Below are 19,092 nucleotides of genomic sequence, written 5' to 3'. Positions count from 1 at the left end.
TCCGCAGTTTCTCGCACAGCGTCCGCCCAGGCGTGCGGGCGTGCGCTGGCACAGTGCTGAGAATCACTCTACGCTTTGTCGAATAGACTGTCACCGAGCGCATTCAACGGCTTAGGATGAACATAACTGAGCATCCCCGCCAGGTCACAGACGACCGGCTGCTCACGAAGACTTTAGGAGGAAACATGTCAACAGTGTCGTTGAATGGCCTCAGTCATGCCTACGAGAACACCGTGTCCGCTTCAGTGCATCCGTTCAATCTCTTCATCGACGACGGCGAGTTCGTCGTCCTCTACGGCCCGTCCGGTTCCGGCAAGTCGACCATCCTGCGAATGCTCCACGGTCTCGAGGCCCCCAAGTCGGGCACGATCCTCATCGACGGCAACGATGTCACCCATGCCGCGGTCAACGATCGCGATGTCACCCTTGCCCTTGAAAGCTACGCCCTCTATCCGCATATGAGCGTGCGCGACAACCTCGGCTTCGCCCTGCGCGTCGATGGCCTCCCCGCCGAGGAGATCCGTGAGCGCGTCGAGTCCGTGACCGCGAAGATCGGACTGCGCGACATCCTCGATGCCGTGCCCGGCGATCTTTCGGCTCTGCAACGCCAGACGATCGCCCTGGCCCGGGCCGTGGTCCGTCAGCCGAAGGTCCTGATCATGGACGAACCGGTCGTCAATCTCGTCCCCGAACACCAGGCCGACACCTTGCGCCTGGTCAAGGACCTGCAGCAGGAACTCGGGCTGACCACACTCTACGCCACGGCCGACCTCGAGGACGCGAAGGTCCTCGGCGACCGCATCGCCTTCCTCGACCATGGGCGCCTGATCGGGGTGGAGAAACCTGAAGTCGCCGAGGCGCTCGTCGCCTCGATCGCGGACGTGGACTCCTGATCGGTGCCCGAGACCTCAGCACCCCAGGTCCAGGCGGTCCACAGTGCCGACCATGCTGCGATAGCGCGGCTCCCCTGGCACTTACCCCTCGCTGACTGGCCCCAGGACTTCCTCGGCGGACTGCCCCGCGGAATCTCCCGGCACGTCGTGCGCTTCGTCGAGATCGACGAGGAGGTCCTCGCGATCAAGGAGACCGACGACCGTCGGGCCCTGCGCGAATTCGACATCCTCGGTGTGCTGGGGAATCTGGCCGTCCCCACGGTCGAACCCCGCGCCTATGTGACCAACCGATCCACCACCTCGGCGACGGAACTGCCTGGAGCACTGCTCACGGCCTATCTGGACTTCTCGCTGCCCTACCGTGCCCTGTTCTCCCGGTCCCTGGCCGAGGACACGGCCGGTCGCCTCGTCGATGCCCTCGCGGTCCTGCTCGCCCGACTCCACCTCGTCGGTTTCTACTGGGGCGATGTGTCCCTGTCGAACACCCTGTTCCGGCGTGATGCCGACGCCTATGCGGCCTATGTCGTCGACGTGGAGACCGGTGAGCTCCACGACCAGCTTTCGAACGGTCAGCGGCAGATGGATCTGCGCATCGCGCGCACGAACATCGCCGGTGACTTCCTCGACCTGCAGGCCGCGGGTCTCATCGATCCTGCCGTCGACCCGTTGGCGGCCGGTGAACGCCTGTTCGAGGCCTATAACGGACTGTGGACCGAGCTGACTCGGGTCGAGGAGTTCTCCGTCAATGAACGGTGGCGCATCGACGAACGCATCCGCCGGCTCAACGATCTGGGCTTCGACCTGGGCGAGCTGACCGTGACCACCGACCTCGACGGAGTCAGCCTGCTGGTCGAGCCGAAGGTCGTCGAACCCAACCACCATTCCCGCAGACTCCTGCGACTGACCGGCATCGGCGCCAATGAGAACCAAGCGCGGACGATGCTCAACGACCTCGACTCCCACCGCAGTGCGCCCGGATTCACAGGCGGAGCACACGGTTCCGGCGAGCTGCCCGTCGAACTCGATGAGGACCAGGCTGCCCGCCACTGGCTCGACGAGGTGTACAAGCCTCTGATCTCCGCCATCCCGGAGAACCTCACCCACAAGCTGGAACCCGGACAGATCTTCTACGAGTTCGTCGAGCACCGGCGGGTGATGTCCCGAGCCAGGCAGCGCGACATTCCGACGATGGAGGCCATCGCCTACTTCATCGTCGACTACCTCGCGAACCTCCCCGACGAAGCCCTCTACGTCGACAGCCGAAAGTTCTGAGGCCAGAGCTTTCGCGCAGCAGCTGCGCGCCGGGTTTTGGCTAAGCAGGTTCGCGCTGGAATTCCACCACGTGGAACGTGGACCCCGGAGCCGCCTCGGCGGGCATATGTTTGAGAACATCAGAATCGGGTCGACGACGACCACCGTCGTTGCCGCCCTCCCCCACGAGAAACCCCGGAAGGACCTCCGATGTCGCAAACCCCGCAGAACTCCATGCCGTCGAGCCAGAACTCCATGCCGTCGAATGAGGACAATCCGTCGATCCCGTCCCTCTTCGACCTCAGCGGCCGCACTGCCGTTGTCGTCGGAGCCGGATCCGGGCTGGGCCAGGCGAGCGCGATCGGCCTCGCCGACGCCGGAGCTCATGTCGTCGTCGCCGACCTCAACCTCGAAGGTGCCGAGGAGACGGTGCGGATCATCTCCCAACGCCAAGGAGCCGAACGGGCTGGCGGCAAGGGCGGGCACCGCGCCACCTCCTCGCCGGGCGCCGAGACCGCCCGCGTCGACATCACCGACACCGAGTCGGTCAATGCCCTCGTCGCGGCCCACCCGGATGCCCAGGTTCTCGTCATCACCCCGGGCGCGAACGTGCGCAAGCGACTGCTGTCGACCACCGATGAGGAATTCGACCGGGTCATCGACATCAACCTCAAAGGCACCTATCGTCTGATGCGCGGCTTCGGCGCCGAAATGGCCGAGCGCGGCCGCGGCTCCATCGTCACCTACTCTTCGTTCCGGGCTCTGGCGATCGAACCGGGCCAGGGCATCTACGCCGCGGCTAAAGCCGGTGTCGTGCAGCTGACGAAGACGCTGGCCAGCGAGCTGGGGCCACAGGGTGTGCGCGTCAACGCGATCCTGCCCGGGCCCTTCGACACCCCGTTGACCCAGCAGATCAAGGCCGATGAGGAGTGGTGGAACGCGTATGCGGAGAAGACCGCTCTGGGCCGCTGGGGGAACCTGCATGAAATCGCCGGACCCGTGCTGTTCCTCGCCTCAGATGCCTCGACCTTCGTCACCGGTCACTCACAGCTCGTCGACGGCGGCTGGATGGCCCAGGACGGCCGATTCTCACCACGGCTGTAAAGCTCCGCTGCCGAGTAAAGCTCCGCTGCCGAGCGCAGTTGTTGCGGCGATCGCGCGAGCGGTCGTAGGGGGCAGGCGAGTGCGACCGTCGTGGCTGCACGTGCAAGAATATTCGCATGACCGCTCGAGACAGCACCACCTCCCCGACTGCGACCGACCGACCTCGGCTGGCCAGTCAGCTGGTCCGTCGCAAGTCGATCAGCAGCATGGTCGAGGACACACAGGCTGCGTCCACGGGCCGTCTGCGCAGAACATTCGGCGTCTTCCAACTGACGATGATCAGCGTCGGCGCCACCTTGGGCACGGGCATCCTCGTCATCCTCGGCGAGGCCGTGCCCATCGCCGGTCCCGGCATCTGGATCGCCTTCATCCTGGCCGGAATCACCGCCCTGCTCTCGGCCGTGAGCTATGCGGAGATGGCGGGCATGGTCCCTGTCTCCGGATCCAGCTATTCGTATTCCTACGCCACCCTCGGCGAGGGCGTGGCCTGGGTCTGCGGCTGGTGCCTCGTCCTCGAGTACGCGGTCTCCGTGGCAGCAGTGGCCGTCGGTGCCGCCGACTACGTCAATGAGACGCTGCGCATCTTCGGTCTGTCACTGCCGCCAAGTCTGACCGCCGGCCCCGGTGTAGCTGACAGCCCCGGCGGCGCCGTCAACCTCTCGGCGCTCATCGTCGTCCTCCTCGCCACGGTCCTGCTCATGCGCGGGGCCAAGGAGTCGGCCATCGTGAATACGATCATCGTGTTCGTCAAACTCGGCATCCTCGTCTTCTTCGCCATCGTCGCGTTCACGGCCTTCCAGGCCGGGAACTTCGCACCGATGCTGCCCATGGGGGCCGCCGGAGTCACAGCAGCGGCCTCGAGTGTGTTCTTCTCCTACATCGGCTTCGATGCCGCCTCGACTGCTGGTGAGGAGGCGAAGAACCCGAAGCGGGACATGCCGCGGGCGATCATCCTCTCGATGGTCATCGTCACCACAATGTACGTGCTGGTGGCAGTCGCCGCAATCGGTGCCAGGGAATGGGAGTGGTTCAGGCTGAAGACGACCGTCGCTCCCCTGGTCCAGATCGTCCACCAGCTCACACAGTCCAACCTCGCGGTCTTCATCTTCGCCGTCGCCGCGGTGCTCGCGATCTTCTCGGTCGTCATCACCGTCCTCTACGGGCAGTCACGCATCCTGCTCTCCATGTCCCGCGACGGCATGGTCCCAAGAGTCTTCGGCATCGTCTCCCCGCGCACGGGCACTCCCCTGGTCGGCACGTTGGTCACCGGCGTGCTCGTCGCGATCACCGCTGCACTGATCCCGCTGGGCGAACTCGCAAATGCCACAAGCATCGGCACACTCTTCGCCTTCTGCCTCGTCAACATCGCAGTCATCTACCTGCGCGTCAAACGTCCGGACCTGCCGCGCTCATTCAAGGTGCCCTTCGGACCGATCATCCCGGTCCTCGGCTCTCTGGCATGCGCGTTCCTCATGATCAACCTCGGCGGAACCACCTGGCTGGTCTTCGGCCTGTGGATGCTCGTCGGCTTCGTCGTCTACCTCACCTACAGCCGCCGCCACTCCCGCGTCGGCGCCCTCAGCGACAGCGACTACCGCGCCAGCATCAACGCCTGAGCGGCGGGTGCGGCTCGCTAAACCTCCCCGACGTCACAAAACCTCCCCGGCGCCGGGTGTTATTAGTGACGTCGGGGAGGTTTAGTGCGGGCAGGCCGCCCTCAGCCGCGGCGGGTGCGGGCGACTTCGTAGAGGGAGACGGCCGCAGCGATTCCCGCGTTGAGGGACTCCGTGGTCGCGGCGATCGGGATCGAGACGATCTGGTCGCACTTCTCAGCGATGAGGCGCGAGATTCCCTTACCCTCTGAACCGACGACGATGCACACAGGGTCGCGGCTGAAGGTCAGTTCCGGCAGCTCGACGTCTCCGTCCATGTCGAGTCCGACGACGAAGACGTTCTGCTTCTTGAGCTCGTCGATGGCACGAGCCAGGTTGACGACCTGGGCGACCTTGATGCGGGCTGCGGCACCGGCGGAGGTCTTCCACGCGGCAGCGGTCATCGACGCGGCACGACGCTCGGGGATGATGACGCCGTGACCGCCGAAGGCAGCGGCGGAGCGCACAATCGCACCGAGGTTCCTGGGATCTGTGATGCCGTCGAGTGCGACGAGCAGCGGCGCCTCGCCCTGGTCGGCCGCAACCTGAAGCAGATCACGAGGCTCGGCGTAATCGTAGGGAGGGATCTGCAGGGCGATGCCCTGGTGGATCGCGTCGTCGGTGAGTCGGTCGAGGTCGGGCTTGCTCGCCTCGAGCATCGAAATGCCGCGCTTGGTGGCCAAGGTGATGGCTTCTCGGACGCGATCGTCCGAATCGATCCGACCGGCGACGTACAAAGTGGATGCCGGAACGTCCTCACGCAAGACCTCGAGCACCGAGTTGCGCCCGGCGACCATGTTCGGCCCGTTTTCCTTCTTGCGTCGCTTGGCCTGCGCCGAAGCGTTGGCGGCCTTCTTGTTCGCCGATGCCTTATGTGCCTTGTGATAGACACGGTCCTCGGCCTTGGGCGTGGGTCCGCGGCCCTGCAGGCTGCGCTTGTTCTTGCCGCCGGAGCCCTTGGTCGGGCCCTTCTTCGAGCCGCCGGCACGTGGGTTGGAAACCATGTGAATCCTTAAGAATCGTTGGTGGTCACGAACCGAGGTTCGTCACCGGGAGAAATTTTTGGAGAAGAGTGCAGCGGGTCAGCTGTCTTTGACGTGGTAGCGGTAACCGTCGGCCGTGTCCTCGATGACGATCCCGGCAGAGGCCAGGTTGTCGCGGATCGCGTCGGCGGTGGCGAAGTCCTTCTGCGCCTTCGCCTCGGCCCTTTGAGCGGCGAGCGCATCGACGAGGGAATCCAATGCCGATTCCACGCTCGCGCCCGCTCCCGACTGCGCCCATGCCTCGGCGCTGGGATTGACTCCCAGGATATCGAGCATCAGCTCCACCTCGGCGACGATCTGCGTGAGTTCGTCGCGGTCCTTGCCGGAGTCGAGGAGTTTCGCACCCTCGGTGACCTTCGCGAAGACCACGGACAGTGCACGGGGCACGCCGAGGTCGTCGTCGAGTGCCGCAGCGAAGTCCGCAGGCACGTCGACGCTGCGACTGCTGTAGGCATCGCTGACATCGGGCAGTGCGGGCGCGTCGTCGCCGAGCGCCTGCCGGGCCCGCTGGAGGAAGTTCGCCAAACGGTCCAGCGAAGCCGTCTGCCGGTCCATGGCCTCGGGTGAGAACTCGAGGATCGACCGGTAGCTGGCGCCGGTGAGGAAGTAGCGCACGGCCAGCGGGCTATAGCGGTGGAAGAGCTCGGAGGCGAAGACGGAGTTGCCCAGTGACTTCGACATCTTGTCCCCGCCCACGTTGAGCAGGCCCGAATGCATCCAGATGTTGGCGAACCGGTCACCGGCCGCACGCGACTGAGCCAGCTCGTTCTCGTGATGAGGGAAGCGCAGATCCAGTCCGCCACCGTGGATGTCGAAATTCTCGCCGAGGTACTTCGTCGACATGGCCGAGCACTCGATGTGCCAGCCCGGTCGGCCTCGACCCCAGGGTGCCGGCCACGAGGCGGTGCCGGGTTCGCCGGGCTTGTGGGCTTTCCACAGCGCGAAGTCCCGGGCGTCCTTCTTACCCCGCATGTCCGCATCGTTCGCGGGTTCCATGTCATCGAGGCGCTGGTTAGTCAGTTCGCCGTAGTCGGCCCACGTGGTAGCCGCGAAGTAGACATCGCCGCTGTCGTCGAGGGCAGGGTAGGCGTATCCCGCTTCGATGAGTCGATCGATGAGTTCGATCATCTCGGTGATGTGTCCCGTAGCGCGAGGCTCGTAGCTGGGAGGCAGCACATCGAGGGCGTCATAGGCCTGGGTGAAGGCCCGCTCATATTTGAAGGCGTGGGCGAACCAAGGCCGGCCCACCTCGGCGGATTTCGACAGGATCTTGTCGTCGATGTCCGTGACATTGCGGACCAGGGTGACGCTGTAGCCGCGGTAGAGCAGCCAACGGCGAAGCTGGTCGAAGACCGAGGCGGAGCGCAGGTGGCCGATGTGGGGCTCGCCCTGCACCGTGGCACCACAGACGTAGATGCCCACGTGCCCGGCGTTGACGGGGCGCAGTTCGTCGGTGGTGCGGCTGGCGGTGTTGTACAGAGCGATAGTCACGCACACAAGTCTACCGGGGACAGGCGTGGTGTCACTGACTGAGCGGGCTTCATGACGCCGAGAGGACTATGAGGTGTCCGACATTTGATACAAGACTGTTACTCAGCTCACGTGACTTACGGCACGTTTCACAGAAAACTCCCAGTATGCTGGGGATCAAGTCAACGAGACCGCGCTTCTCCACCACAAGGAGAACCCTTGGAAGCGGTACGCTAACTTGCCGACGTCACGGTCACAGCAGACCGCCACACCGGCATCAGCCTCACAACACTGTGGTTGTACAGAAAGGAATTCCATTGTCTTCCACCAAAGCCCCCCAGAGGGAGGTCTTCGCCACCCGCGGCGCGTTCATCTTCGCCGCCATCGGGTCGGCGGTCGGCCTCGGCAACATCTGGCGCTTCCCCTACGTCGCCTACGAAAACGGCGGCGGCGCGTTCCTCATCCCATATCTGGTCGCATTGCTGACAGCCGGCATTCCGCTGCTGTTCTTCACCTACGCACTCGGCCACCGGACGCGGGCTTCTGCACCGCTGGCCTACCGCACCCTCGGCCGAGTTGCTGAGCCGATCGGCTGGTTCAAGACCGGCGTCGCCTTCGTCATCGGTGTCTACTACGCAGCGATCATCGCATGGGCCGGATGCTTCATGTTCTTCTCCCTCAGCCAAGCCTGGGGAGACGACGCAGAGGGCTTCTTCATGAACGACTACCTGCACATCGGCGATCCCGGAGTCTCACTCGACTTCGTTCCTGGTGTGCTCATCCCGGTCATCCTGGTCTGGATCGTCACCATCGCCATCCTCTACCTCGGCGTCCAGAACGGCATTGCCCGGTTCTCGAAGATCTTCATTCCTCTGCTCGTCGTCGTCTTCCTCATCATCGTCGTCCGCGCCCTGTTCCTGCCGGGCGCTGCCGAGGGCCTGAATGCTCTGTTCACACCTGATTTCAAGTCCTTGACTGATCCAGCGGTGTGGATCGCGGCCTATGGTCAGATCTTCTTCTCACTCTCGATCTGCTTCGGCATCATGATCACCTACGCCTCGTACCTGAAGAAGAGGACCAACCTCACAGGTTCGGGCCTGGTCGTGGGCTTCTCAAACTCCGCGTTCGAGATCCTGGCCGGCATCGGCGTCTTCGCCGCGCTCGGCTTCATGGCTGCAGCGCAGGGCGTGGCAGTCGGCGATGTCGCCTCCAGCGGCATCGGCCTGGCCTTCATCGCCTTCCCGACTCTGATCTCGCAGATGCCCGGTGGTGCGCTCTTCGGCTTCGCGTTCTTCGCCTGCCTCGTCTTCGCCGGTCTGACCTCGCTGATCTCGATCGTGCAGGTGCCGATCCAGGCTCTGCGCGAGAAGTTCGGCTGGGGCAACAAGCTGTCCGTCCTCATCGTCGGCGGCGCCATGGCCATTGTCTCCATCCTGCTCCTGACGACGATCACGGGCCTCTACGTCCTCGACACGATGGACGCCTGGGCGAACAACCTCGGCATCGTCGGTGCCGCTGTCGTCGCACTGCTCGTCGTCGGTTGGGTGCTCAGGGGCGACCTGGGCAAGCTGCCGATCCTGCGCGACCATCTCAACGCGGTCTCCAGCTTCAAGGTCAACAAGTTCTGGATGGCATGCGTCGGCCTGATCACTCCGGTGCTGCTGGTCTACATGCTCGTCCAGCAGATCATCACCTACGCCACCGAGGGCTACGAGGACTATCCCGCTGGCCTTCTGGGCATCTTCGGATGGGGAATGATCGGCCTGCTGGCCGTGCTGGCCATCGTGCTCACACTGGTCAGATGGCCCAAGAAATCACTCGAAAACGCGGAAAGCGCAATCGCCGATTCCGTCCTCGAGGAGAACAAGCGCAAGGCAGCGGGCATCGACCCAGAGGCCGCCGACAACAGCCCTGTCGCTGCGAACACCACCGAAACAGAAAGCAAAGGAGTCTGAACCATGGGTACCTCGGCAATCGTCATGATGATCATCGCCATCGTCACCGTATGGGGCGGCCTCGGCGCCGCGATCATGCACCTGCGCAAGCACCCGGACGAGGAGTAGTCACCGCCGACAGGCACTGATCCACACCTGAGATCCGTTCCGACGAAGGCGGTTCGACACCTGGCAACAGGCGTCGGACCGCCTTCGTCGTATCATCTGGCGTCTGACCTGGCGTATCGCCTGTCTTATCGCCTGTCTTATCGCCTGTCGGCTGACCTGGCCTATTGCCTGTCTCAATGTCTGCTATCGCACTGTCTTGCCATTCGGTGAGCGCGCTGGTCGTGAGGGCAATGCCTGGTTAGGGTAGGGCTGTACGAACTCATCGTCGGGCGCACTCACCCGTTGACAATGCGTTGTCAGCGCACAGAGCACAACGCCTAAGAGCACTAGGAGACGCAATGCCACAGACGGTCAAAGGTGTCATCTCCCGCAGCAAGGGGGCGCCGGTCGAGCTCACCGACATCGTCATCCCCGACCCGGGCCCAGGCGAGGTCATCGTCGATGTGAAGTCGTGCGGCGTCTGCCACACAGACTTCCACTACCGCGAAGGCGGAATCAGCGACGACTACCCGTTCCTGCTCGGTCACGAATCGGCCGGCACGGTCTCGGAGATCGGCGAAGGCGTCACCGACGTCGAGGTGGGCGACTTCGTCATCCTCAACTGGCGCGCGATCTGCGGCGAATGCCGGGCCTGCAAACGCGGTGAACCCTGGTACTGCTTCGACACTCACAACGCCTCACAGAAGATGACGCTGCCCGACGGCACCGAACTCGAGGCTGCACTGGGCATCGGCTCCTTCGCAGAGAAGACCCTGGTCGCGGCAGGACAGTGCACGAAGGTCCCCGAGGCTGACCCCGCTGTCGTGGGCCTGCTGGGCTGCGGCGTGATGGCCGGTATCGGTGCCGCCATCAACACCGGCGAAGTCACCCGCGGCAAGTCTGTGGCCGTCATCGGATGCGGCGGCGTCGGCTGCTCGGCCATCGCCGGTTCTGCACTGGCAGGTGCCGGCACGATCATTGCGCTCGACATCGATGACACGAAGCTCGAGTGGGCCAAGGATCTCGGAGCCACCCACACGGTCAACACCCGCGGCAAGAGTGAAGACGAAGTCGTGAAGGCGATCCAGGATCTGACCGGAGGCTTCGGCGTCGATGTCGCCATCGATGCTGTGGGACGTCCGGAAACCTGGCGTCAGGCCTTCTACGGCCGTGACCTCGCGGGCACCGTGGTGCTCGTGGGCGTGCCTACTCCGGAGATGGAGCTGAGCGTCCCGCTGCTCGACGTCTTCGGCCGCGGCGGCCGACTCAAGTCCTCCTGGTACGGCGACTGCCTGCCCGAACGGGACTTCCCGATGCTCGTCGATCTCTACCAGCAGGGACGCCTGCCCTTGGAGAAGTTCGTGTCTGAGAGGATCGGGCTCGGCGACGTCGAATCAGCATTCGAAAAGATGAGCCAAGGCAAAGTACTGCGATCGGTGGTGGAACTCTGATGACAACTATTGAGCATCTGGTCACGTCCGGAACGTTCTCGCTCGACGGCGGAACCTGGGATGTCGACAACAACGTCTGGATCATCGGCGATGACTCCGAAGTCATCGTCATCGACCCCGCGCACGATGTCGACGCCATCGCGGAGAAAGTCGGCTCGCGTGAGGTCAAGGCGATCCTGCTGACCCACGGTCACGATGATCATGTCGGAGTCGTCCGCGACTTCGCCCACCGCGTGGGCAATCCGCCCGTCTATCTGAATCCCGAGGACTATGTCCTCTGGGACATGACCTATGAGGGTTACCGGCCTGATGAGGAGATCTCCGACGGCGACACCTGGAACGTGGCCGGAGTGCGGGTCAAGGCCCTGCACACCCCTGGCCACTCCCCCGGTTCGACCTGCTTCTTCATCGAAACCGGACTGCCGATCCCAGCCTCGGCGGGAGCCGGACGTGCCGTCGGACCTGTCCTCTTCTCAGGAGACACCCTCTTCCACGGCGGACCGGGAGCAACCGGTCGCTCGCATTCGAGCTTCGAGACGATCATCGAATCGATCCAGAACGTCTTGTTCAAGCTCCCCGATGCCACGGTCGTCCTGACCGGACACGGTGAGCCGACATCGATCGGGGCCGAAGCTCCATCGCTGGAAGACTGGATCAAACGCGGAGAGTGAGATTCTTCGAGTGAGGAGGGGCCGTGGTCGCAGATCTGCGACCACGGCCCCTCTTCGTCTCCACCGCTGTGGACTCAGAACGCACCGCAATGTCGAGAGATCGAGCACGGGCGCTAGACTCGTCTGGTGCCTGAATCTCAATCACCACAGTCCCCTGTACCCGCAGACTCATCATCGGGTGCGCTGACACCTGAAGCGTCCCGGGGCGGTTCTGGCCTCAAGGTCGGAATGAAGCCCCGCCACCTGGTCATGATGAGCCTCGGGTCGGCAATCGGAGCCGGCCTGTTCGTGGGCTCGGGAGCCGGTGTCCAGGCGGCCGGACCCGCCGTCCTCATCTCCTATGTGGTGGCCGGGCTCATCGTCATCTTCGTCATGCGCGCCCTCGGAGAGCTCGTGGCCGCCGATCCGAATCCGGGCGCATTCTCCCACTATGCCGGCCGAGCCATGGGCCCAGCGGCAGCCTTCGCCGTCGGCGCCCTGTGGTGGGTCCAACTCTGCCTCGTCGTTGCCGCAGAGGCCACGGCCGCAGCACAGATCGCGGCCAGCTACGTGCCATCGATCCCACAGTGGGTGATCGCCTTGGCCATTATGGTCGTCTTCACCGCTGTCAACCTCACCACTTCGGGCAGCTTCGGAGAGTTCGAGTTCTGGTTCTCCCTCATCAAGGTCGCCTTCGTGACTCTGTTCCTCGTCCTCGGCGCCGCGTACCTGTTCGGTTGGACTCCTGCAGACCCACCGGCGGCGGTCTTCACCGACGGATTCATGCCCACCGGCCTGCCCGGTGTCGCAGCCGGACTTCTCGTCGTGGCGTTCGCCTTCGGCGGCATCGAAATCGTAGCGGTTGCTGCGGCCGAGACCGCCAACCCGAGCCGAAGCGTGACACAGGCGATCAAAACCATCGTGTGGCGCATCCTGTTCCTCTACATCGGTTCTGTGGCGATCATCGTCCTCGTCCTCAATTGGAAGGACGAACGACTGAGCGAGTCACCCTTCGTCGCGGTCCTCGACACCGCCGGTCTTCCCGTCGTCGCCTCGCTGCTGGCTGCAGTCATCGTCATCGCCCTGCTGTCTTCGATGAACGCCAACATCTACGGGGCTTCCAGAATGGCGTTCTCCATGTCCGATCGGAAGATGCTGCCGGCGGGACTGGGGCGCGCGACCAAACGCGGCGTTCCGATGGCAGCGGTGCTGGCCACCTCGGCGTTCGGATTCGTGGCAGTGGGACTGAACTACTTCTGGGCCGCCGAGGTGCTCAGAGTTCTCCTCAACGTCGTCGGTTCAACGCTCATCGTCACCTGGGTCGTGACGCTGGTGTCCCAGATCATCATCCGGCGCCGTGCCGAAGCCGCCGGCGAGGAACTGCCCTTGAAGATGTGGCTCTTCCCCTGGCTGTCATATGTGACGCTCGCGGGCATCGCCATGATCATCATCCTCGGTCTGACCGTGGAATCCGTGCGCATCCAGATACTCGGCACACTGATCTTCACGGCAGCGCTCTACGGGATCGGCTACTTGGTCACGCGCAAGCGCAAGGACTGAGCCAGTTCACGCAGGGCCGCCATATCGCGCACGGCCCCCGGTTCACGCAGGGCCGGGTGCTCTGACCTCGCCGAGGTTGGAGCCCGTCTCGCTGCTCGTCTGATCCACCCCTCGAGCATGTCCAGTGTCTGGCCCTCGTGGCGTCCGAAGTGTCGGCCCGCGTACTGGCTGACGTCGATGGGTACACATCGTTCCAAAGTGTCGAGGACGAGGCGGGCGGCTCGTGCCGACATCGGCAGCCGGATACCGATGGCGGCATTCACCGCTTCCGAGGCTGCCTGCGTAGGTCGACGCAGGTGCGATTCCAGCTCAGCCCAGTTTCCCTCACGAACACTCAGTTCGGCGACATAGGGAATGAACACTGCCGGCGAAGCCGAGATCATAACGCCCGGAACACCGACGATGAGGCCACCGAGCTCGCGGCGCAGTGCTGCCACGGTTTCCCGTCGGCCGCTGGCCATGAACACCGGTGTTCCGGGCGGATGCCAGTAACGGACGTTTCGGCCCGTGGTCCGTTCTGACAGGAGTGCTGGGGAGAAGATCAGAATCTCAGACTCGGGGAACATCGATGCGGCAATGTCCCGGTCACCGTCGACCTGGCTGGTGAGCGCGATGATAGGCGGGCTGAGAGCGACGATCGACGCGGCGACCGAATCGTCGAGGTCACCCGGCCGAGTCGTGAGCACCATCAGGTCCCACGATTCCAAACTCGCCACGGCCCAGTCAATGGCGCTGACTCGTCGCACGGACCCGCGCCCGAAGGACCTCACCCGTCGAGGGTATGCGGCGCCTCGGGTTGGCAGTGAGTCTCGGGTTGGCGGTGTGTCTCTGGTTGGCACTGTGTCTCGAGTCGGCAGTGTGTCTCTGGTCGAACTCACCGACCGTGAGACAACGACCGTTTCGTGCCGGTGGCCGAACAGTGCGGCGGCTGCGATGCCGATCGCTCCGGCGCCTTGGAACACGACCTTCATTCTGAGGTCACCGGTGCATCGGCGCTGCCGTCGACGCGTCGGCGCGCGCGACAGAATAGACAAGAGCATTCGCGATGGCCGCGACACCCTCACCGCGTCCGGTCAGACCGAGACCATCGGTCGTTGTCCCGGACACAGACACCTCGGCGCCAGCTGCCTCCGACAGCGCCCGTTGGGCATCGTTCCGCCTGGTGCCGATCTTCGGACGATTGCCGAGGACTTGGACGGAGATATTGCCGATCTCGAAACCTGCGGCACGGACTTGACGTGCCGCCTCTGCGAGGAGAGCGGCCCCGGAGGCACCGGCGAACTCGGGCCGGTCGACGCCGAAATGCTGACCCAGATCGCCGATGCCCGCGGCGGAGAACAGCGCATCACAGCAGGCATGGGCGGCTACGTCGGAATCGGAGTGGCCCTCGAGTCCGCGTTCGCCAGGCCATTTCAGTCCTGCAACCCAGAGCTCGCGAGTGGGGTCCTCGGAGTACGCATGTACGTCCACTCCGATACCGGTGCGCGGAATCACCATGGTCATCGTTGCTGCCCTCTTTCGCTCGTTGTCCCGTCGCGCTTCGCAGCGTCGCAGGTCTCTTCGTCGCGCTTCTTTGCAATGTGCTCACCGAGAACGAGGTCGAGCGGGTACGTGATCTTCAGTGCTTCCTCGTCACCATCAACGGCGACCACATCGACGCCGAGGTGCTCGACGAGTCCCGCGTCATCCGTGGCCACCGGCGACCCAGGACCTCCAGCAGCCCGATCGTCTTCGTACTTCTCGTGTGCTCGACGCAAGGTGCCTGCGGCGAAACCCTGTGGGGTTTGAACTCGACGCAGGATCGAGCGGTCGAGATCACCGTGGAGAACCTCAACGGTTGGCAGGTTCTGGCCGAATTCGGCTCCGGAATCGACCCGAACTTGCCATCCGTCTGCGTCTGCCCGACGTGTCTCCACGCGACGGACGGTGTCGGCCATGGGCAGGACGGGAACGACCGCCTCGGCACCGGCACGGACAGCCGCGACCACACGACGGAAGACATCGGGAGGTGTCAGAGCACGTGCGGCATCGTGGACCAGCACAATGTCTGCGTCACCTGAATATTTCAAGGCTAGTTGCACAGATTCTATTCGATCATTCCCACCCGCTACAGCCGTGATTCGAATATCCGAAACACTGCTTTTCGCATTTTTGGGCCGCGATTCTGAAATGGAATCGATTTCTCTGCGGGCACTCATTAAAAACTCCTCGGGAGCGGCAACCACAATTGTGGAAGCAACTCCCGAGGAGATGATCGTCTCAAGACTGCGAGCCAGAAGGCTCTTCCCGTTCAGCCGAACGAGGGCCTTCGGTTCTGCACTGCCCAAGCGTGATCCCGACCCTGCGGCCGGAACGATGACGCAGGTACTCAGGACGCGAGCACTTCGTCGAGGATGGCCTCGGCTTCGGATTCCTCTTTCTTCTCGGCCAATGCGAGTTCGGAAACGAGGATCTGTCGAGCCTTGGACAACATGCGCTTCTCGCCAGTCGACAGGCCGCGGTCCTGCTCGCGACGCCACAGGTCACGAACGACTTCGGCGACCTTGATCACGTCACCGGACTGCAGCTTCTCAAGATTCGCCTTGTAGCGGCGAGACCAGTTCGTGGGTTCCTCGACGAATTCGGCGCGGAGGACGTTGAAGACCTTCTCGACACCTTCTTCACCGACGACATCTCGCACACCGACGAGGTCGCAGTTCTCCGCAGGAACCTCGATCACTAGATCGCCATGGGCGACCTGGAGCTTGAGGTACAGTTTCTCCTCACCTTTAATGGTTCGTTTTTTGATATCTTGGATTGTCGCTGCACCGTGATGTGGATAGACAACTGTGTCGCCGACCTCGAAACTCATAATCTCTTCAAACCCCTTTCGCGGACTTCCAGTTTACCATGAGGCGCGCCACAGAAATCGTTCAGGCTGCGGATTCCTCGTGCTAGGCTCCGCTGCGCGGTTTTGCGTCCAGCACCTCATCTCGGACGATGCCGGGTTTCCCGCGTCCGTAACCGTCGCACCAGGATCCGTAACCGCACCCGCCCACGTCCGTACCCGCATCACCAGGACCGGGCGCTATCGAAGTCCCCTTTCTGAGAACCTGCTCGGCCCCGCTCCAAGAATCTGCTCGGTCTCACTCCGGGTTCTACGGCCGGTCAAAAACCGGGTAGTATACAGATTGATCTTGTATTGCCACTTCAAGGAGCAAAATGAAACGGCACAACCGCGCGGCACTCGCAGTTGCCGCACTCGCTCTCGTCATCCCAGTCAGCGGATGTGCAAGCCTGCTGTCGCCCCACCAGACCGCCGACTACACCTACAACGCAGGCGACGGTGCATGGGCATCTGTCGGAGAGGTCGAGGTTCGCGGTCTGATGCTGATCATGGATGAGACCGGCGAAGGCCCTGCCCAGCTGTTCTTCACGCTCATCAACAAGGGCGACTCCACTGCTTCGGTGTCTCTGGACGTCGACGGACAGAAGACCACAGAGTCGGTCAAGGCCGGCGAAACGTTCGTCCAGGACCCGCAGAGTTCAGCGACGTCGTCGAAGAAGCCCATCATCGTGGACGGACTCAAGGCGAAGCCCGGCGACCTGGCCGACATCACCGTCAAGGTCGGCGGTGACGAGAAGACCGTCCAGACTCAGGTCCTGTCCAATACTCTGCCGTACTACGAAGAGTACATACCAGACAAGAAGAAGTCGGATTCGCCCAGCGAGAGCGGCCAGCCCAGCGAGGGCGCATCAGCTTCCGATGAGCAGAGCGAGTCAGCCACCAGCGCCAACGGCTGAACCCAGCCCCACGAGAGCTGAGAACTTCAAGGAGCCGCCCACATGATGTGGGCGGCTCCTTCTGTCTCACCTGATCGTTGCCTCTTGGCCCTGATCTCCCGAGAGGATCAAGCATCCAGGGAAGTTCAGCCTTCCTGAGGACGCCCAGCCTTCCCGAGGATGCTCAGGCTTCAAACTTGTAGCCCAGTCCTCGCACGGTTGTGAGCAGACGCGGCTCCGATGGGTTCTGCTCGACCTTGGCACGCAGACGTTTGACGTGAACGTCGAGGGTCTTCGTATCGCCCACGTAGTCCTCTCCCCAGATCCGATCGATGAGTTGGCCGCGTGTCATGACTCGACCGGAGTTTCGGATGAGGATCTCGAGCAGCTCGAACTCCTTCAGCGGCATCGACAGCTCTTCGCCGCGGACGCTGACGACGTGACGTTCGACATCGATGCGCACTCCCCCGGCTTCGAGCACCGACTCGTCATCGAAGGCTTCGGATTCGACATTGCGTCGCAGCACCGCTCGTACCCGGGCCAGCAGCTCACGCGAGGAGTAGGGCTTGGTCACATAGTCGTCTGCGCCGAGCTCGAGCCCCACCACCTTGTCGATCTCCGAGTCCTTTGCCGTGAGCATGATGATCGGCACACTGGACTTCGCGCGCAGCTCTCGGCACACCTCGGTACCGGAGACTCCCGGCAGCATGAGGTCGAGGAGAACGAGGTCGGCGCCCTTGCGGTCGAACTCTGCAAGAGCCTTCAAACCGTCATCGGCAACTGTCACCTCATATCCTTCTTTACCGAGCAGATACGACAGGGGATCCGAGAACGAATCCTCGTCCTCGACAAGCAGAATTCGAGTCACGTTGTGAGCTTCCTTTGTTCGCTTCCGGTGTTCAGAACCTGGGGTGTCTCATTCTCCACTGCGCGGTCGCCCGTGTCGTCGACAGCGTCTTCTTCGGTGACATCATCGGCACCGGACTCGGATTCGGGTATGGCCCGCTCCACGGCATCGGCATCCGCCCGCGCCGAGTGCTCGAGCAGGACCCCATCGGGCGCCGAGGAGGATGCTTCGTCATCGGAGACGGTGCCTGCCAGCGGCAGCACGATGGTGAAGGTCGAGCCCTTGCCGAGGCGGCTCCAGACCTTCACCTGTCCGCCGTGGGTGGCGACGATGTGCTTGACGATGCTCAGCCCCAGGCCAGTTCCACCCGTGATACGCGAGCGTGCCGGATCCACGCGGTAGAACCGTTCGAAGACCCTCTCCGTGTCCTGGGTGGAGAGACCGATTCCCTGATCGGCCACGGAGATCTCGACGCGTTCGTCGACGAGTTCGACGCCGACGCCGATGCGAGTGCCGTCGGGTGAGTAGTTGATGGCATTGTCGATGAGGTTGCGCACCGCATTGACGAGAAGTTCGTAGTTGCCCTCGATGAGCATCCTGCCCGGAGGCGAGACCTCGATGTGGATGTTCTTGCCTTCGGCACGGGTGCGGGCACGGTCAGCGGCATCATCGACCACCTCGGCGGCGGAGATCTTCTCCGTCGCAGACGGGGCCGTGTGGTCCTGGACGCGGGACAGGTCGATGATCTCCTGCACCAGCTGAGTCAGCCGCTTCGACTCCCGCTGCATGCGTCCGCCGAAGCGTTCGACGGCCTCCGGATCATCGGAGAAGTCGGTGACCGCCTCGGCGAGGAGAGACATCGCACCGATCGGAGTTTTGAGTTCATGGGAGACGTTGGCGACGAAATCACGTCGGATGGAGTCCACGCGCTTGGACTCTGTCTGGTCGTCACAGAGGACGAGCACGAAGGCGGTGCCCAGGGGCGCGACCCGCGCATGGAGGAAACGAAGAATCGAATCGGTCTGTTCGCGCTTCTGTTCGAGGTCGATCTCTTCGATGAGACCTCTGGACCGGACCCGACCGACCATGCGCAGCATTTCGGGAGACGCGAGGGAATGCCCTCTGACCAGGCCGAACGTGTAGGCGGCAGGGGATGCTTTGACCACGTCATCGCCGGCGTCGAGAACGATCGCGGCCGAGGGCAGCACGGCCAGAACCTCAGCGATGCCCTCCGGGAGGTCGTCTTCGGAATGCAGATCGGCAGCATCACGGGAGCGTTCGCTGAAACGAAACGCCAGAATTCCCGCTATGCCCAGTCCCAGACCGACAATGCCGGTCAGGACCGCTACGATCAAGAGGTCCACGGC

Annotated in this window: 18 protein-coding genes; 10 read left to right on the top strand and 8 right to left on the bottom strand. The window is 63.4% G+C overall.

What is annotated here, in order from left to right:
- Positions 1–185: 185 nt before the first annotated feature.
- The 4 genes from INT29_RS07250 to INT29_RS07235 all read left to right on the top strand — a co-directional run bounded on the left by INT29_RS07250 (position 186) and on the right by INT29_RS07235 (position 4,864).
- Positions 186–893 (top strand): ABC transporter ATP-binding protein, encoded by a 708-nt coding sequence (locus INT29_RS07250; protein WP_226831157.1) that lies wholly within the window; start codon positions 186–188, stop codon positions 891–893.
- Between the two features lie 3 nt (positions 894–896).
- The gene (locus INT29_RS07245) at positions 897–2,165 is read left to right on the top strand and encodes a DUF4032 domain-containing protein (protein ID WP_101574371.1); all 1,269 of its coding nucleotides are present in this window, start codon (positions 897–899) and stop codon (positions 2,163–2,165) included.
- Between the two features lie 189 nt (positions 2,166–2,354).
- Positions 2,355–3,248, top strand: a complete 894-nt coding sequence (locus tag INT29_RS07240; protein ID WP_226831155.1) for an SDR family NAD(P)-dependent oxidoreductase — start codon at positions 2,355–2,357, stop codon at positions 3,246–3,248.
- Positions 3,249–3,364: 116 nt separating this feature from the next.
- Positions 3,365–4,864, top strand: coding sequence for an amino acid permease (locus INT29_RS07235; protein WP_101574373.1), 1,500 nt, complete (start codon positions 3,365–3,367; stop codon positions 4,862–4,864).
- A gap of 101 nt (positions 4,865–4,965) precedes the next feature.
- On the opposite strand, the gene rlmB is transcribed toward INT29_RS07235, so the two are convergent.
- Both rlmB and cysS read right to left on the bottom strand, forming a co-directional pair.
- Positions 4,966–5,904 (bottom strand): 23S rRNA (guanosine(2251)-2'-O)-methyltransferase RlmB, encoded by a 939-nt coding sequence (gene rlmB / locus INT29_RS07230; RefSeq protein ID WP_193071231.1) that lies wholly within the window; start codon positions 5,902–5,904, stop codon positions 4,966–4,968.
- Positions 5,905–5,982: 78 nt separating this feature from the next.
- Positions 5,983–7,434 (bottom strand): cysteine--tRNA ligase, encoded by a 1,452-nt coding sequence (gene cysS / locus INT29_RS07225; protein ID WP_193071230.1) that lies wholly within the window; start codon positions 7,432–7,434, stop codon positions 5,983–5,985.
- 290 nt (positions 7,435–7,724) lie between these two features.
- Between cysS and INT29_RS07220 the strand changes: the two genes are divergently transcribed.
- The 5 genes from INT29_RS07220 (at position 7,725) to INT29_RS07200 (ending at position 13,116) form a co-directional block, all read left to right on the top strand.
- Positions 7,725–9,368, top strand: a complete 1,644-nt coding sequence (locus INT29_RS07220) for a sodium-dependent transporter (protein ID WP_374701041.1) — start codon at positions 7,725–7,727, stop codon at positions 9,366–9,368.
- A 3-nt stretch (positions 9,369–9,371) separates the two neighbouring features.
- Positions 9,372–9,476, top strand: coding sequence for a methionine/alanine import family NSS transporter small subunit (locus INT29_RS07215; protein ID WP_101574377.1), 105 nt, complete (start codon positions 9,372–9,374; stop codon positions 9,474–9,476).
- 338 nt (positions 9,477–9,814) lie between these two features.
- Positions 9,815–10,906: an S-(hydroxymethyl)mycothiol dehydrogenase gene (locus INT29_RS07210; protein ID WP_101574378.1), complete on the top strand. Its 1,092-nt coding sequence runs from the start codon at positions 9,815–9,817 to the stop codon at positions 10,904–10,906.
- Positions 10,906–11,577 carry an MBL fold metallo-hydrolase gene (locus INT29_RS07205; protein WP_101574379.1) on the top strand — a complete coding sequence of 224 codons (672 nt, stop codon included), beginning with the start codon at positions 10,906–10,908 and terminating at the stop codon, positions 11,575–11,577. Before INT29_RS07210 ends, INT29_RS07205 begins: the two co-directional genes overlap by 1 nt.
- Positions 11,578–11,805: 228 nt before the next feature.
- A complete protein-coding gene (locus tag INT29_RS07200; protein ID WP_193071286.1) occupies positions 11,806–13,116 on the top strand; it encodes an amino acid permease in 1,311 nt (436 codons plus the stop codon).
- On the opposite strand, the gene INT29_RS07195 is transcribed toward INT29_RS07200, so the two are convergent.
- From INT29_RS07195 to INT29_RS07180, 4 genes are all read right to left on the bottom strand, one after another.
- A complete protein-coding gene (locus INT29_RS07195; protein WP_193071229.1) occupies positions 13,086–13,886 on the bottom strand; it encodes a hypothetical protein in 801 nt (266 codons plus the stop codon). The genes INT29_RS07200 and INT29_RS07195 overlap by 31 nt on opposite strands.
- A gap of 208 nt (positions 13,887–14,094) precedes the next feature.
- Entirely contained in the window at positions 14,095–14,619 is a 525-nt protein-coding gene (gene ispF / locus INT29_RS07190) for a 2-C-methyl-D-erythritol 2,4-cyclodiphosphate synthase (protein ID WP_101574382.1), read from the bottom strand.
- Positions 14,616–15,473, bottom strand: a complete 858-nt coding sequence (locus INT29_RS07185) for an IspD/TarI family cytidylyltransferase (protein WP_101574389.1) — start codon at positions 15,471–15,473, stop codon at positions 14,616–14,618. The genes ispF and INT29_RS07185 overlap by 4 nt, the downstream gene beginning before the upstream one ends.
- Positions 15,474–15,484: 11 nt before the next feature.
- Positions 15,485–15,967 (bottom strand): CarD family transcriptional regulator, encoded by a 483-nt coding sequence (locus tag INT29_RS07180; RefSeq protein ID WP_009883639.1) that lies wholly within the window; start codon positions 15,965–15,967, stop codon positions 15,485–15,487.
- 350 nt (positions 15,968–16,317) lie between these two features.
- On the opposite strand from INT29_RS07180, the gene INT29_RS07175 reads away from it, so the two are divergent.
- Positions 16,318–16,899 carry a hypothetical protein gene (locus INT29_RS07175; RefSeq protein ID WP_193071228.1) on the top strand — a complete coding sequence of 194 codons (582 nt, stop codon included), beginning with the start codon at positions 16,318–16,320 and terminating at the stop codon, positions 16,897–16,899.
- A 163-nt stretch (positions 16,900–17,062) separates the two neighbouring features.
- Here INT29_RS07175 and INT29_RS07170 read toward each other — a convergent pair whose 3' ends face one another.
- Together INT29_RS07170 and INT29_RS07165 are read right to left on the bottom strand one after the other, a co-directional pair.
- Positions 17,063–17,746, bottom strand: coding sequence for a response regulator transcription factor (locus tag INT29_RS07170; RefSeq protein ID WP_101573962.1), 684 nt, complete (start codon positions 17,744–17,746; stop codon positions 17,063–17,065).
- Positions 17,743–19,089 (bottom strand): sensor histidine kinase, encoded by a 1,347-nt coding sequence (locus tag INT29_RS07165; protein WP_319020857.1) that lies wholly within the window; start codon positions 19,087–19,089, stop codon positions 17,743–17,745. The genes INT29_RS07170 and INT29_RS07165 overlap by 4 nt, the downstream gene beginning before the upstream one ends.
- Positions 19,090–19,092: the final 3 nt, after the last annotated feature.

It is taken from the genome of Brevibacterium sp. FME37 (assembly GCF_014897485.1).
In the GTDB taxonomy this organism is placed as follows: Bacteria; Actinomycetota; Actinomycetes; order Actinomycetales; family Brevibacteriaceae; genus Brevibacterium.
Note: the sequence above shows the minus strand (reverse complement) of the source record. Positions and strands in the feature narration are given on the sequence as shown.

Bases quoted from the DNA above. Each gene is read 5' to 3' on its own strand.
- INT29_RS07250 (WP_226831157.1), top strand. From the start codon at position 186: ATGTCAACAGTGTCGTTGAATGGCCTCAGTCATGCCTACGAGAACACC.
- INT29_RS07240 (WP_226831155.1), top strand. From the start codon at position 2,355: ATGTCGCAAACCCCGCAGAACTCCATGCCGTCGAGCCAGAACTCCATG.
- INT29_RS07235 (WP_101574373.1), top strand. From the start codon at position 3,365: ATGACCGCTCGAGACAGCACCACCTCCCCGACTGCGACCGACCGACCT.
- rlmB (WP_193071231.1), bottom strand. From the start codon at position 5,904: ATGGTTTCCAACCCACGTGCCGGCGGCTCGAAGAAGGGCCCGACCAAG.
- INT29_RS07215 (WP_101574377.1), top strand. From the start codon at position 9,372: ATGGGTACCTCGGCAATCGTCATGATGATCATCGCCATCGTCACCGTA.
- INT29_RS07210 (WP_101574378.1), top strand. From the start codon at position 9,815: ATGCCACAGACGGTCAAAGGTGTCATCTCCCGCAGCAAGGGGGCGCCG.
- INT29_RS07205 (WP_101574379.1), top strand. From the start codon at position 10,906: ATGACAACTATTGAGCATCTGGTCACGTCCGGAACGTTCTCGCTCGAC.
- INT29_RS07200 (WP_193071286.1), top strand. From the start codon at position 11,806: ATGAAGCCCCGCCACCTGGTCATGATGAGCCTCGGGTCGGCAATCGGA.
- ispF (WP_101574382.1), bottom strand. From the start codon at position 14,619: ATGACCATGGTGATTCCGCGCACCGGTATCGGAGTGGACGTACATGCG.
- INT29_RS07180 (WP_009883639.1), bottom strand. From the start codon at position 15,967: ATGAGTTTCGAGGTCGGCGACACAGTTGTCTATCCACATCACGGTGCA.
- INT29_RS07175 (WP_193071228.1), top strand. From the start codon at position 16,318: ATGAAACGGCACAACCGCGCGGCACTCGCAGTTGCCGCACTCGCTCTC.